Source organism: Geobacter sp. FeAm09 (genome assembly GCF_008330225.1).
Lineage (GTDB): Bacteria > Desulfobacterota > Desulfuromonadia > Geobacterales > Pseudopelobacteraceae > Oryzomonas.
Map to the genome: position 1 here is coordinate 1,892,163 of NZ_CP042466.1, position 14,104 is coordinate 1,906,266.

A 14,104-nucleotide genomic window follows, 5' to 3' on the forward strand; every position below is an offset into this window, starting at 1 on the left:
GGTTACGACCTCATGGCGGCGTCGGGATCGGTGGCGGCCGCCAGCCAGGCGGGAACGATGGTTGCCACGGTATAGGGGAGGACCGTCAGGAAGAAGAGCACGGCCACGTGGTAGCCGTCCACCGCCGGCACCAGCCTGAACTTCGGATAGAGCACGGCCCACCCCTTGAGGGCATGCTCGAACAGCGATGCGGAAAAGAAGAACACATGGCCGTAGGCCAGAAGCGTCCCCAGCAGGAACGCGCTCAGGGAGACCACGATCCCTTCCCAGAACTTGAGATAGAGCACATCTGCCGTTTCCCAGCCGATGGACTTGAGGATGCCGATCTCCCGCCGCTCTTCGGCCGAAAGACCGGTGGCCTTGTCCCAGGCGAAGATGACGAAGGAGAGCACCGCGGCGGCGAGGATAACCACCATCATGCCGCCGCGCCAGTCGAAGATGGCGTCATAGGTCCGCAGCATCTCGCTCTTCAGGATGGGGCGGGTGTCGGGGAAGGCATCCAAAACCTTTGCGGCGATCGTGGCGAGTTCGCGGGGGTTGGCCACGGTGACGGCAAGGTCGGTCGCCTGAGCGGTTGGCAGGTTGAACATCGCCTGGAAATCCTCGGGCGACATGACGATCAGGTCGGCCGCCACCAGATTGGATGCGGCCGGATAGACCCCCTTCACCGTAAGCAGGAGGGGGATGTGGGTCGAGGTGCGCAGCGCCACCATGTCCCCCACCTTCACCCGCTGGCTCCGCGAGACCTCCGCGCCCACGAGGATGCTTCCCGGCTCCACCGCAGGCTGCGGCGGCACCATGATCGTATAATTCGCGCCGAAAACCGGATCGTAGTAATAGCCCCACAGGCGCGGGGTTACCGTGCTCACCCCGGGTATGGCGCGGATCTTTTCCGTGTAGGCCGCCGGTATCAGGTCATGACGGCCCGCCATCAGGCGCTGGACCACCATGTCCGGGGCGTCGGCGAGCACGAGCGCCGCCTCGCGCTTCACGGCATGGACAAAAAAGAGCAGCGAGGCGATCACGAATACGACCAGGGTATAGACCGCCATCAGGGAAAGGTTCTTCATCCTGCGGCGCAGCAGGGACGACAGGGCGAAGTCGATGATGTTCCGGTGGCGGTTCAGGGATGTGGGCATGTTACCTCGCAGACCGTGTCGGCGGCGCAATGAACGACCCGGAGGGGAAATGCTCCAGGCTGAAGGGGTGGTCCTGGAACGGGCTGTGCAGGTCGGCCATGGACGGGTGGCGCGTATAGCGCGCTTCGGTGAACAGGCACAGGTCCGTGAGCATCAGTTCGCGGGCCAGCCTGGCACGGTCGCGCAATTCGGCGCGGGCCGTCGCCCGGTCAGGGCTGCCGGAGAGCAGCATCAGGGCGAACGTGATGCCGCAGCATGCCGTGAAGATGAAGAACAGGTCCGATTTGCGCATGCACGTGTCCTTGGGCCGGCTATTCCAGCGATTTCAGGAAGGCCGGGGTGATCTCGCTCAGACGCACGACCCTCGTGCCCCGGTGATCGACCATGAAGCCGCGGGCGTCGCTGAGTTTGGCGAACGGCACGAGTTCCTTGCCCATGGGGCCGTACACGTCGCTGCCCACCACGTAATAGGCCGTATGGCCGTCGATGGTCGCGAGCGAGTAATAATCCTTTACCCGGATGGCGGTGACGGCGTCCCTGGATTTGCCCGGGTTGAACCTTTTGAGGTTCAGGAAATAGGTGAACAGGTCCTTGGGGCCGTCGAAGGCCGCGCGGGTGCCATCGTTGAACTGTATGGCGGCGGCCCAGTCAGGATACTTGGCAACGAACATCCCGCATACCGGGCATTTTTCCCTCTCGGACGGCGCCGGTGCCGGGCCGGCGGAGAAAGCCGGGGGCACGGCAACGACGAACAGGAGCACAAACAGCGCACGGCAAAGCATAGTGGACATGGAACCATCCTTTGGGGTTCAAGGGTCAGTGGATCACCCAGCCGCTCTTCTTGACGAGTTCCGGCGTGGGACCTTTGGTGAGCTGCGCGATGTAGCACCCCTTCGACGCGTAGCGCTGCCCCGGCCCGAAACTCAGGCGACCGAACACCGATGAAGGCTGGTCCGCGATCATGCCGATGACATCCAGGAGGTTATCCCGGTAATAGTTCCCCCGCAGGTCCATCAGCGCCATGGTCATGATCTGGGTAAGGGTCGTGTCCAGGCTTGCGATCTCCTGGGCGTAGGTTTTTATCATGACCTCCGTCCGGGCCAGGGATGTTTGCTGATCATCCTGGAGCCTGGCGCCGCCCATGCCGGCGTAGGTCACATTCAAGGCAAACGCGTACGGATAGGCGATATGGGTGAACGGGCGGAGTTCTTCCGGCAGGGTCCAGAGTTCCTTTCCCAGGCAGCGTGCCGAAACGAACAGCCGTGGCGGCCTGGCGCCGGCGGCCGTCAAGGTTTGCAAGGCCGGCAGGCACCCCGGCCCATCCCACACCATGATGGCCGCCGGCTTCTGTTTCATCGCCTGGCGCAAAAGCTCCCTGCTGATGGCCTCCCCCCCTTCAGCAGGACCGTCGCCGGCTCCCCCTGACCCGAATCGAGCCACGTCTGCCGGAATCCCGCCGCCAGAGCCCTGCCCTGGGGAGAATCCCGCACGATCTGCACCACCGGGGCGCTTCGGGGCAGGGAACCGTCGCTCTGGAGGTAACGGGCGGCCGCCTCCCCTTCCTGATAGTACCCCTTGGAAGGGTACAGGGTATACCAGTCGGTTTCGGAAATCACCGGGAGATTGGTCAGGGGAAAGAGGCAGGGTATCCGGTTCGCCTCGCAGAAATCGTGGATCGGCCGCCATTCGCCATAGGAGATCCCCCCAACAGGGCGAACACCGGTTCGTTGCGGTTGTACTCCTCAAGCTGTTTCCGCCAGGTGTCGGGCGGCCCCTTCAGCACCCAGCGGGACAGGGTCAGGGTCCGGGTCGCCAGTTCTTTGGATACGAGCATGTTTTCCGCCATCTGGCGGGATTTGTTGCCCGGAGCCCGGTACGCCCTGGCCTGATTGTTCTTCATGGCGATGTACTGTTCCAGGGGGGCAAGCATGGCGTTGCGGTCTTCCGGGCTAACCTCGTCCGTAATCACCGTGGCGAAGTGCAGCGCCGTAGCCGAAACGCCGGGGGAGTACCGGGACGACAGATCCTTCAGGTACGCGAGAAGGAGCGTCATGTCGCCGTCTTCGAGAAGGTAGCGGGGCATGACGTCGTTCAGCGTCCCACCCCCGGGGGTCGCGCCGCTCCGGATGACCTCGGCCAGGGTTGCGTCGGTATAGGCCGGCCGGCGGGGAGGCAGGGGAAAATATTTCTGCTCCAGCCCCTTGAAGAGAAGCTGGAACGGCTGGAAGAGCTTGGCGCCGTTCGTGGGCGGCGTAAAAACGCCCCCCTCCACCGAGCCGAGCCCGCTGCGCAGGTGGCAGCTGACGCATGAGAACGCGGTCCCCGGCACCGGGATGTCGCCCTTTACATAGGCCCGCAACGGTTCGCCCGACGGTAGAATCCCCTCGCGGTACAACTGTTCCCCAAGGCGCATGTTCTCCGCTGCCGCAAGGCCCGCCGTGACGGGGGCCGCACCCGCCGCCACGAGGAACAGAAGACAGGCCGCCGCCACGCGACCGGGTCGCCATATGGCTCTCGTAGTCATTGGATGCCCGCCTTTTGGCATTCATTCATGAACTCCGAACTGCTGAGGAGCCCGAAAATCCTGATCCATTTGCCGTCCCGCGGCGAGCGGATCAGGGTCAGGGGATAATGGGACATCTTGTTGGGAATATAGGCGTTGAAGGCGTACATGACCTTGTCGATGTCCGCCCGTGAACCGGTCAGGAAATCCCATCCCGGTTTTGCCCGGTATCGTTTCAGGTAGTCCCGCATGACCTTCGGGGTGTCGTTCTCGGGATCGATGGAGATGGAAACCAGGTGGACGTTTGGGGAGTTGGCGCCGAGCTTCTGCTGAAGATTGGCATAGCCGACCGAGAGTATGGGGCAGATGGTGGTGCAGGTGCCGAAGATGAAATCGACGACGACCGGCTTGTCGGACTTCAGCGCTTCCCTGAGCCGGACCTTCGTGCCGTTCTGGTTTACCAGGACCACATCCGGGATGGCGTAGGCCTCGATGGTGCGCTGATATTTCTTGGCGTCGGCGGCCCCGGCCGGTTCGAGCGCCGGCATGAGCCCCAGCAGGAAGAATGCGAACAGGGGGAGCAGGATATTCTTGGGCACGCGGCACACCTCCGGGGACAGGCTGTGATGAAGATATGATATGCGAAAAACGGAATAAAACAAGGGCTCGATTCAGGACACGGCAACGGTTATTTTGTCCCGTCTTTTTCCGCCAGGTCGAGCGCCTCCCCATAGGCCGCCCGCTTGCCGCCGTGCTTGCCGATGAAGGCCTCGGCGGCCTGTTTTTCGGCAAAGGCCCATTTGGGCGTTTTGGTCATTACGCCCCGCTGGTCCCCGCCGATCACCCAGAAAGCCTTTGTCGCGTCGATCAGCGCCTTGGTGCCGTAATCGCCGACCTGAAGGGAGGCCACGCCCTCCCCTTTTCTGCTCTTGAGCTCGATGGCGGCGCAATGGATGCTGCAGACGCCGACCGTTTTACCGTCGGCGTAGGTTACCAGCATGCGGGAGTGGGCGAACTTCGCCCTGCTCATGCCGCAATGGGCGCACGCGCTGTGCAGCGCTACATCGGCCGGGGCGGCGGCCTCCGCGGCAAGCGCGTGCTGATGGCCGCCGTGCTGTTCCGCGCCCGCGACAATGCCTGCAGCCAGGGTGATACCCGCCATGATGCCGGTGCACAAGAGGTGTATCTTCATGCGGTTTTTCCTTTCTGAACACGGATTTTCCCCGATGCGCTGTCCCGGACAAGTCGCCCGGGACAGCGCATCGGACGGTTACAGCGATGAAAGATAGGTTACCAGGGCATTCATGAAAAAAACGATGAACAGGCTGGCCATGACCCCCTTGGTGGCGACCTGGGGGACCTCGGTGACGCTCCGGTCAACGCTGAGGCCAAAGCAGCAGCAGGTGGCCGAGGTGCAGAGGCCGAACAGCACGCTCTTGAACAGCGGGACCACGACCTCCTTGACGCCGAGGGCCGCCAGAATCCCCTGGATAAACTGCTCGTAGGGGACGTGCCATCCCACGGAGGCGATGAGAAAACTCCCGATAAACGCGGTCAGGACGAAATAGACCGTCAGGATGACCACCGAAACGGTTACCCCGGCGACGCGGGGAAATATCAGGTAGTGTTCGCTGGGAATCCCCATCGTCTCCAGGGCCTCGATTTCACCGTTGATCTTCATGGCGCCGAGTTCGGCGGCGATTGCCGTTCCGCTGCGGGCAATGACGACGATGGCGGTCAAGAGCGGCGCCAACTCCCGCAGCACGACCCACACCAGGATCTTTCCGGTCAGGAAGCCGTTATCCCCCACCAGGCTGACCACCTGGGTAATGATGACCGTGCCCAGGATCAGGGCGATGGTCATGATGATGCCCGACGCCTCCAGACCGGTGAAATAGATCTGTTTCATGAATACCGCGCGGACGGCCGCCCGCCCTTCGAGGGACAGGACGCTCCTGCCGGCGCGCCCCATGGTGGCGAGAATGTCCATAACGATGGAGAAACGTATGATGGCCCAACGGCCTAGTGCACTGAACATGGACGGCGTATCCGAAGTCACAGCTCGAACACGGCGCCATCGTGGAGGAGTTCGATCTCCTTCATGGCAAGGCTGTCGATCTCCCTGCTGATGGTATCGTAGTAGTGGGGTTTGGGATGGGTGATCAGGATGCGGCGGGGCAGTTTCCCGATCTTTCCGAGTTCGGTCTGCAGCAGGGATGTGGTCAGGTGCTTGGTCGTCAACGCCAAAGCCTCCATGCTGTTGGGGAAGGATACCTCGACGATCAGGGCATCGATGCCGTCCACATGCCGCCAGAATTCGTCGGTCGGCCCGGTGTCGCCGGTATAGGCCAGCGTTTTTCCCCCGTGGCTGACGATGTAGCCGACCGCCGGGACCGTGTGATCGACGGCAACGGCGCGTATGTCGTAGCCCGGGAGAGCGGAAACCGCTCCTGTCTCAAGGGGGTGGAACGAGATGACCGGGGCGTCCCGGTCCGGCAGGGTGGTGAAGTCCGGCCAGATCACGCCGTTGAAAAGATGCTCCCCCATGGCGGCGATGACCTCGGGGATGGCGTGGACGACGACGGTCTGGCGCAGGTTCCGCACGATGATATTGTCGGCCAGGGCGGGAATGGCGCGGATATGGTCGAGGTGGGCATGGGTGACGAAGATGTGCCGGATCTTCCACTGTTCCTCGGCGGTCAGCACCGACCCGATGGTGCCGGCATCCAGCAGCAGATGGTCATCCACCAGAAAGGCCGGCGGCCTGAAACCGGGAAATTCCGCCCCCGCACTCCCCAATACCCGTAGCTTCATGTCTCCCCTCTCCGCGCGGTCCAGTGTCTGCGTCCGAAAAGCGCTGGGCCGCATTCTGTATCATTGCCTCCCGCCGCGTCAAGTCCGGGCGACGGTTTCTTTTCGTACCCGGCATATTGTAGCAGCAAATCGGCGGGAGTAAATCGGGGAGGGCAATTAATTCGTCGGGCAAAAAGAAGGGGGCGGGTGGCGGCCTAATCGTCGCTCCGCTGCTTGACCGGTTCCATGCGGCTCACGATCAGTTGATAGATCCTCTGGGACAGGATCGATTCCACCAGCGCAAAGCAGAAGGAAATCACGGCATAGACCGCCGTGACGGCGGCAAGGCGGTCGGGCTGCCCAAGGTTTGGGCAGGTTTTCATGACGGCGACCAGCGCGACGGCACACAGCGCGCAGACCAGGTGGCGGAGAGCCCAGCCGTTCTCCTGCCTCTGAAGCATGATGAGTTTTTCCCGATCCCCCTCGTGCGCGTACTCCCTGAACCGCAGCCAGTCGAAGCCGATGCGGGGGATCATACAGAACGTGACCATGGTAAGCAATGTCATCATAAGGGCTGTTAACGGCGACATCATGGGTACATCTCCATCCGTGGGGTGGTGCTGCCTGAATCTATGTTTTTGGGTCTTGCAAAATTCCGCCCCAAATCGCTGCGGGTGCTCATTTTTTTCAACCCTTCCCATAAGCAGTGCGATTTCAGCCTGTTACAAATGTTTTGTCCTATTGCCGAATCGATCCGCCGAAACCAGTTGCGTGAAATGGACGACACATGGGAGCAGGCATGGTCATATAGCGCATATTATGGAAGGCAATTCTTGGATTACATTTATAACCATTGTACAAAACAAGATTATTTTTGTTGGTGGGCAAATGTGATGACGTTATTTGACGGAATGGTGCGCCGCAATGGCGGGGTCGTCCGGCAGGCATGCGGGCAGGGAACGTGGTGGCGGGATGCACGGACAGAAAGGAGCGGCATGAAAGCGCGGGTCAGGGGGCGGCCTTTTTGTCCAGCGGCTTGTGCTGCAGTTTGAGCACCACCAGGAAAAAAGGGAATATCCCCGAGAGCAGCCCCCAGAAGAAGGGGTTCTTGCCGCGCCTCCGGGCCATCTGGAAACCGATGGCGGCCGGCAGGCCGAACAACAATAGCAGAAAAGCCAATTCGCTCATTTTTTCCTCGCAAATGACGGTCTGATATTCTACAACTATACCATTCGGCCGCCGCTTTTCAACCCGGGTCCGCCAGGTCGTTTCCGGACGGCAGGCGGACGGCGGGACCTCAACAAACGGGAGGTGATACACGATGGCAACCTGGAAATGTGCCTGCGGGTTTACCAAGGAAGGGCGCTGCAAGCCGCAAAAATGCGAAAAATGCGGAGAAAAAGGGCAGTTCGTCAAGGCTGAGTAGCCGGTGTACCCCCGGGGGGCTCCGAACGAGCGGGCCGCCCCGGGGTTCCGGTTTGCCCTTTCACCACCTCCCGGCACCGCCGCGTCGGGGATATTCCCCGTCAGCCGGTCGCCCCCCTGTCTTTCGCTAAACCCCCCGCCTTGCCGTCGATTGCGGTACCATCACCCTTTCCCGCGGGAGAGCATCAGCTCCCAGAAGGCCGCGGCGGCCGGGGAGAGTTCCCTGCCCTCCCGCCGGGCGGCATAGAATGTCCGGGAAATATTCAAGCCGGGGATTCTGACCGTCGTCAGTTCTCCGTGGTTCAACTCATCCGCTATGACCATGCTGGAAATGAAGGCATACCCGGTGCCGTTCAGGATGGCGCGCTTGATCGCCTCGCTGCTGCCGAGCACCGCGACGATGCGGAGCGAATCCTTGTTGATCCAGGTTCCGGCAAAGGCCTCGTAGACCGCCTTTTGCGTTCCCGAGCCCTGTTCGCGGACAATCAGCGGCACCTTGCACAGCTCGGCCTGGCTGAGGCTTTGTTTGCCCTTTGCGGCGATATCGGAAGAAACGGCGCACACAATGGTATCCTCGCCCAGGGCTTCGAAATGAATCCGCTCGTCATTGAAGCGCCCGCCGATGAATCCCAGTTCGACCTCCTCGTTCACCAGTTGCCCAATGACCGACGTGCTGTCCCCCTGGAGCACCTCCAGGCGCACGCTGGGGTATTGCCGATGGAACTGGTCGAGGAGTGCCGGGATCAGGCAGGTTCCGGGGGTATTGCTCGCGCCGACGCGCAGCACCACGTCCTCCATGCCGACGAAGCGGCGCACCGCCGAGCGGGACTCGTCGCATTCCACCAGGATCTTCTGCGCCCGTCCCAGGAGCAGCTTGCCCGCTTCGGTCAGAAGGGCGCCCCCCTGCCCCGGTCGAAGAGCTTGATGCCCAACTCCTCCTCCAGCCCCTGAATATGCTGGCTGGCGGTGGACTGGGTGATGCAGGTCCTGTCTGCCCCCGGGAAAAGCTGCGGGTCAGGGCAACGGCAACGAACACCTCAAGTTGTTTCAAGGTCATGGAAAACAGCTCCTATTTGTAATTGCGATTGCAACAATCGCAATCTACAAAATACCGCTTCCTGATTCAAGATAAATCAGCGGTATCCGGCATATATCCACCGCGCGGGGCATATCCGAGCAAGCGCAATCCGTTGAATACCACCAACAGGCTTCCCCCCATGTCCGCGAATACAGCCATCCAGAGGGTTGCATGCCCCGTAAGCGCCAAAGATAAAAACAGGGCCTTGATGCCGAGCGCCAACGAGATGTTTTGTTTCAAAATCGCTGCGCAATGCCGGCTTAGCCCGATGAAATCGGCGATCTTGCGCGGGTCGTCGTCCATAATGGCCACGTCGGCCGTTTCCAGTGCCACGGCAGTGCCGGCGGCGCCCATTGCGATGCCGATATCCGCCCTTGCCAGGGCCGGGGCATCGTTTATGCCGTCACCAACCATGCCGACCGTTCCATAGCGGCCTTTTAGTTCGGCAATGGCGGCCTGTTTGCCTTCCGGCATGAGATTGCCGCGCGCATCCCTAATCCCAAGATGATCGGCTATGGCCTGGGCGGTGGCGGCGTTGTCGCCCGTCAGCATCACCGGCTCCACCTGCAGTGCCCTGAGCATTGCCACTGCCGGCAAACTCTCGGGCCGTATCGTATCGGCCACGCCGAAGATCGCTGCCGGGCCAGAGTCCGTGCAGAGGATAACGGCGGTTTTCCCCGCATTTTCCAGAACCGCGAGCCTGGCTGCCACCTCAGGAGTGTACCACCCCAACTCGTCGACAAGACGGTGATTGCCCAGGTGCCAGGATTGGCCATCGACAGTTCCTTTGACGCCGTGCCCGTTCAGTACGCCGAAATGTTCTACCGGCAACAGCCCAGCCTTGGGCTGCTGCTTCCGCCACCCGTCAACCAGGGCCCTGGCAACGGGGTGGGTGCTGTGGTCGTCAAGGCTTGCCGCGATGAGCAGGGCGCGGGCAACCGGCGTGCCGTCAAGCGTGAACGCGTCGGTCAATGCCGGTTTACCCCCGGTCAACGTACCGGTCTTATCGAGCGCCACGGCTTTCAACATCCGGCCGCCTTCCAGGTAGACGCCGCCCTTGACAAGGATGCCGTGCTTGGCGGCAACCGTGAGACCACTGACCACCGTGACCGGAGTGGACAATACCAGGGCGCAGGGGCAGGCGATCACCAGTATGACGAGGGCCTCGTAGAGCCAATCGGCCCATGCCCCGCCGAACAGCAGCGGACCAAGGAGCGCCAGGGCACCGGCGAAGGCGACCACCGCAGGCGTATAATAATGGGCGAACCTGTCGACAAAACGCTGAGTGGGCGCACGTTGTGCTTGTGCGGTCTGAATGGCGGCGGCGATGCGGGCCACGGTGCTGTCGCCGGCAACGGCGGTTACGGTGGCCTCCACCACGCCATCGGTGACGATGCTGCCGGCAAACAGCGCATCTCCGACCTGTTTATCCACCGGCAGGCTCTCTCCGGTGATCGTCGCCTGGTCGAGGGATGCGCGGCCGGATTCCACCCGCGCATCAAGCGGCACCCGCGAGCCGGTGCGAATCCTGATGCGGCTGCCTATGCTCACTCCGGCAACCGGCTGTTCACGCCAATCACTGCCGACTTTTATTTCGGCAGTGTCGGGAACCAGCGCAGACAGCGACGCAATGGCCCTGCGCACTCGTTCCAGCGATAGCCCTTCGACGGCCTCGGCCACGGCAAACAGGAATATCACCATGGCGGCCTCCGGCCATTTGCCGATGATGATGGCGCCGGTTGCCGCCAGGGACATGAGGAAGTAGATGTTCAGCGTCAGATTCCTGAGTGCGATCCAGCCCTTTTTCAGGGTGGGCAGTCCCGCACACAGGATCGATGAAACCGTCAACGCCAGCACCAGCCGTGATGTGTCGTCACCCGTTGCCCATGATACGGCTTCGGCCGCGAGCGCCGTGGCCCCGCCGATGGCCAACAGGCTTTTCCTGAGCGGGCTCATGCCTGAAGGAGCGGCGGATGGCGATGGCCCGGCTTCCATCAGGCGGGGCGCCATATTGATCGCGTCCAGCGCGGCGGCGATCGGCTGCGGGTCGTTCAGGCGATGGTACACCGTCAGCTCCCGATTCAGCAGGTTGAAATCGAGTTGGGCGATTCCCGCCATCGGCTCCAGCTTTTTGCGGATCAGTTGCTCCTCGACAGGGCAATCCATGTTGTCGATCCGGTACCTCACCCGGCTGGTGCCGTTGGGCGGCAGACATCTCCCACCCCCCTGGCCGGCCTCTGTGGCAGGAACAGTGCCTGGCCCATGGCCGGTTGCCGAGCCACCGCCGGGGGAAAGGGGGCGTTCATCACAACATTTTGATGCGCAGCACGTCTTCTCTGTGACATGATGATACCTGAACCCAGTTTTCGGCTTGTTGAACTCGTTCATGAGTGGCATCCCTCCGATAGTGTGCTATCATTAGACAGCCTGTAGCTACTACAGGGTCAAGCACTTTTGTTGAAGGGATGCCCGTGAAAATCGGAGAACTGGCGCAACGCAGCGCCTGTAAGGTGGAAACGGTACGCTTTTACGAACGGGAAGGTTTGCTGGAACAACCAGCGCGTGAAGGCAACGGCTATCGCAACTATACCGACGCCCATGTGACGCAGCTCAATTTCATCCGCCACTGCCGGTCGCTGGGCATGGGATTGCCGGATGTGCGCATATTGCGCAGTTTTCAAGCCCATCCGGAGCTGGCCTGTGACGAGATCAACCGTTTGATCGACAGCCAGATCGACCGCGTTCATGCGCAGATCGAGGCGCTTCGCGTACTTGAGCAGCAATTGCATTCGTTGCGCGATACCTGCCAGGCCAATACCAATGTGGCCGATTGTGCCATTTTGCGCAACCTGGAACAGGCGGCGGCGGGGGAAAACTGCCCGTGCCACCCTCTCGGGGAAAACGTGAAAAGTTCATAGGGTCCCATTGACGAACGAAACGTCCCGGCAATAAGCGACCCGAGGCCACCTCGCCTTGACGCTTTCCCCCCGCTGTAGTACCCTCTCTTTAATATGTCCGGAAACAACCCCAGATACTCAATGGAGATAATCGACTCATGTCCCACACCGACCCGACCTGGAACACCGCCCTGCTCTACCCCGCCCCGGATTCGCCCGAGCTGGAGAACGATCTGGCCTCCTTCAGCGGCCTGGCCGCTGCGTTCCGTGACCGCTACTTCGAGAAGATAGCCGGCCTGGACAGCGCCGCCATCCTGGCCGCCGTGCAGGAGTACGAGGCCTTGCAGGTGCGCATGGCCAAACCGTTCTGCTACGCGCACCTGCTGTTTGCCGCGGATTCGGCCGACGAGGCCAACCGCGCCCTGGCGCAGCGCTGCTCCGAACTGGGCAGCAGCCTGTCGCAGCAACTTTTGTTCTTCGACCTGGAACTGATGCACCTGGACGATGCCCGTTTCGAAGCGCTCGGCAGCCTGCCGGAAGCGGCGCCCTACGTACACTTCCTGAACGGCATCAGGAAATTCCGCCCCTACAGTTTAAAGGAAAACGAGGAACGGCTCCTGACCCGCAAGGATCTGACCGGCGTGAACGCGTTCACCAAGCTGTTCGACGAATTGTCGGCATCCTTCAGCTACCGGATGGAACTGGACGGCGAGGAACGGGACTTCACCGGCGAGGAGTTGCTTTCGCTGCTGCACCACCCGTCGGCCGACGTGCGCTTCCGGGCCCAGACCACCTTCCTGGAGCGCCACGGCGAGCACGGCATCGTCTTCAACGCGGTGTTCAACAACATGGCCCTGGACCACGGCCAGGAGATGGAGTTGCGCGGCTATGCCACGCCGATCCAGCCCACCAACATCGGCAACGAGATCCCGGACGAGGCGGTGGAGCACCTGATGAGCGTGACCGAGGCCAACTACGGCCTGGCCCAGGATTATTTCCGCCTCAAGGCCAAGATGCTCGGCATGGACAGGATCCGCAACTGCGATATGTACGCCCCGGTGGCCGAAGCGGAGAAACAGTACGGTTTTGACGAGGCCCGCGCCATGGTGGTGTCGTCCTACGCCCAGTACGACCCGGATTTCGGCCGCATCGTCGGGGCCTTCTTCGACGAGCGCCGCGTCGACGTGCTGCCGCGCACCGGGAAGTCGGGCGGCGCCTTTGCCATGGGCATTTCGCCCCAAGCCCCGCCGTTTCTCCTGCTCAACTTTACCGGCACCCTGCGCGACCTGGCCACCATCGCCCACGAAGCGGGCCACGGCCTGCACTTTGTCCTGTCCCAGAAGCAGAACATGCTCAACTACCACGCCCCGCTCCCCCTGGCCGAAACCGCGTCGGTATTCGGCGAAATGCTGCTGACCCGCATGCTGCTCGAACAGGAAACGGACCCGGCGGTACGCAAATCCCTGTTGTGCGCCAAGATCGAGGACATCATCGCCACCACCTTCCGCCAGACCGTGCTGACCCGCTTCGAACTACGCCTGCACAACGAGCGGCAGTCCGGCCTGCTTTCCAACGACCGCATCGCGGAAATCTGGCTGGAGGAGAACAACCGGCTCTTCGGCGATGCCGTGGAGTCCATCCCCGCCTACCGCTGGGGGTGGAGCTACATCAGCCATTTCATTCACAGCCGCTTTTACTGCTATTCCTACACCTTTGCCGAACTGCTGGTGTTGGCGCTCTTCCAGAAATACCGCGAAGAGGGCGACGGCTTCAAGCCGGGCTACCGCCGCCTGCTGGAGTCGGGAGGGGCGCTGCCGCCGGCCGATACGGCCCGCCTGGCGGGGATCGACATCACGGCGGGGGATTTCTGGCAAAAGGGGTATGATTTCCTGAAAGGGCTGATCGAGGAGTTGCGGGAGATCGCCTGATTCCTGGAGAACACAGCACCTGCATGAAAGGGGCTCGCCGAAAGAACAACGGCGGGCCCCTTTCATGTCCGTCGGGACGGCAGGATGGATAAAACAGCGTCACCGTCCAACCGACACCTCAATGATGCGTCACGTAATACCGGTAAATCTGAAACCCCAATACCGCCACCATTACCGCTACCAGATACATGACAAAACCGAACATGTGCGACACCTCCCTCTGGTTTTGACGCAACCATACCCGTTCCTGTCTATCAATATAACATCATTCTATTTATGTTTGCACCTAAACAGTTGATTGATAAGAATAAACACGATCATGGGGTGGCCGCCGAATCGCT

At 61.6% G+C, this 14,104-nt stretch carries 17 protein-coding genes and 1 pseudogene; 3 read left to right on the plus strand and 15 right to left on the minus strand.

The features are described 5' to 3' along the window. Positions 1-2 precede the first annotated feature (2 nt). The 12 genes from FO488_RS08920 to FO488_RS08975 all read right to left on the minus strand — a co-directional run bounded on the left by FO488_RS08920 (position 3) and on the right by FO488_RS08975 (position 7,623). Positions 3-1,139, minus strand: a complete 1,137-nt coding sequence (locus FO488_RS08920) for an ABC transporter permease (RefSeq protein ID WP_149210240.1) — start codon at positions 1,137-1,139, stop codon at positions 3-5. 1 nt (position 1,140) lies between these two features. Then, positions 1,141-1,431 carry a hypothetical protein gene (locus tag FO488_RS08925; RefSeq protein WP_149210241.1) on the minus strand — a complete coding sequence of 97 codons (291 nt, stop codon included), beginning with the start codon at positions 1,429-1,431 and terminating at the stop codon, positions 1,141-1,143. Between the two features lie 19 nt (positions 1,432-1,450). After that, complete coding sequence (locus FO488_RS08930) at positions 1,451-1,930, minus strand: nitrous oxide reductase accessory protein NosL (RefSeq protein ID WP_149210242.1); 480 nt, start codon at positions 1,928-1,930, stop codon at positions 1,451-1,453. A gap of 25 nt (positions 1,931-1,955) precedes the next feature. Next, positions 1,956-2,495, minus strand: a complete 540-nt coding sequence (locus FO488_RS08935; RefSeq protein ID WP_149210243.1) for a hypothetical protein — start codon at positions 2,493-2,495, stop codon at positions 1,956-1,958. Then, positions 2,492-2,755, minus strand: a complete 264-nt coding sequence (locus FO488_RS08940; protein ID WP_149210244.1) for a hypothetical protein — start codon at positions 2,753-2,755, stop codon at positions 2,492-2,494. Before FO488_RS08940 ends, FO488_RS08935 begins: the two co-directional genes overlap by 4 nt. Positions 2,756-2,766: 11 nt before the next feature. Next, complete coding sequence (locus tag FO488_RS08945) at positions 2,767-3,663, minus strand: hypothetical protein (protein ID WP_149210245.1); 897 nt, start codon at positions 3,661-3,663, stop codon at positions 2,767-2,769. Next, entirely contained in the window at positions 3,660-4,241 is a 582-nt protein-coding gene (locus tag FO488_RS08950; protein ID WP_240732228.1) for an SCO family protein, read from the minus strand. The genes FO488_RS08945 and FO488_RS08950 overlap by 4 nt, the downstream gene beginning before the upstream one ends. Positions 4,242-4,330: 89 nt before the next feature. Next, on the minus strand, positions 4,331-4,834 hold the full coding sequence (locus tag FO488_RS08955) for a nitrous oxide reductase accessory protein NosL (RefSeq protein ID WP_149210246.1): 504 nt from the start codon (positions 4,832-4,834) through the stop codon (positions 4,331-4,333). 78 nt (positions 4,835-4,912) lie between these two features. After that, positions 4,913-5,680, minus strand: a complete 768-nt coding sequence (locus tag FO488_RS08960) for an ABC transporter permease (RefSeq protein ID WP_149210247.1) — start codon at positions 5,678-5,680, stop codon at positions 4,913-4,915. Positions 5,681-5,697: 17 nt separating this feature from the next. Next, positions 5,698-6,456 (minus strand): 3',5'-cyclic-nucleotide phosphodiesterase, encoded by a 759-nt coding sequence (locus FO488_RS08965; protein WP_149210248.1) that lies wholly within the window; start codon positions 6,454-6,456, stop codon positions 5,698-5,700. Positions 6,457-6,650: 194 nt separating this feature from the next. Continuing rightward, complete coding sequence (locus tag FO488_RS08970; protein ID WP_149210249.1) at positions 6,651-7,004, minus strand: hypothetical protein; 354 nt, start codon at positions 7,002-7,004, stop codon at positions 6,651-6,653. A 439-nt stretch (positions 7,005-7,443) separates the two neighbouring features. After that, a complete protein-coding gene (locus FO488_RS08975) occupies positions 7,444-7,623 on the minus strand; it encodes a hypothetical protein (protein WP_149210250.1) in 180 nt (59 codons plus the stop codon). A 133-nt stretch (positions 7,624-7,756) separates the two neighbouring features. On the opposite strand from FO488_RS08975, the gene FO488_RS20635 reads away from it, so the two are divergent. Further along, positions 7,757-7,861, plus strand: coding sequence for an RCKP-type rubredoxin-like domain-containing protein (locus FO488_RS20635; RefSeq protein WP_149210251.1), 105 nt, complete (start codon positions 7,757-7,759; stop codon positions 7,859-7,861). Between the two features lie 161 nt (positions 7,862-8,022). Here the strand turns inward: FO488_RS20635 and FO488_RS08985 are convergent, their stop codons facing one another. The 3 genes and pseudogenes from FO488_RS08985 to FO488_RS08995 all read right to left on the minus strand — a co-directional run bounded on the left by FO488_RS08985 (position 8,023) and on the right by FO488_RS08995 (position 11,104). Further along, the gene (locus tag FO488_RS08985) at positions 8,023-8,703 is read right to left on the minus strand and encodes a LysR substrate-binding domain-containing protein (protein WP_149210252.1); all 681 of its coding nucleotides are present in this window, start codon (positions 8,701-8,703) and stop codon (positions 8,023-8,025) included. A 44-nt stretch (positions 8,704-8,747) separates the two neighbouring features. Next, positions 8,748-8,843 (minus strand): annotated as a pseudogene (locus FO488_RS20640) (LysR family transcriptional regulator); the annotation flags it as partial. A 140-nt stretch (positions 8,844-8,983) separates the two neighbouring features. After that, positions 8,984-11,104, minus strand: coding sequence for a heavy metal translocating P-type ATPase (locus FO488_RS08995; protein WP_240732229.1), 2,121 nt, complete (start codon positions 11,102-11,104; stop codon positions 8,984-8,986). A gap of 305 nt (positions 11,105-11,409) precedes the next feature. Between FO488_RS08995 and cadR the strand changes: the two genes are divergently transcribed. Beyond that, the gene (gene cadR, locus FO488_RS09000) at positions 11,410-11,856 is read left to right on the plus strand and encodes a Cd(II)/Pb(II)-responsive transcriptional regulator (RefSeq protein WP_149210254.1); all 447 of its coding nucleotides are present in this window, start codon (positions 11,410-11,412) and stop codon (positions 11,854-11,856) included. A 137-nt stretch (positions 11,857-11,993) separates the two neighbouring features. Then, on the plus strand, positions 11,994-13,763 hold the full coding sequence (locus FO488_RS09005; RefSeq protein WP_149210255.1) for a M3 family oligoendopeptidase: 1,770 nt from the start codon (positions 11,994-11,996) through the stop codon (positions 13,761-13,763). Positions 13,764-14,104: the final 341 nt, after the last annotated feature.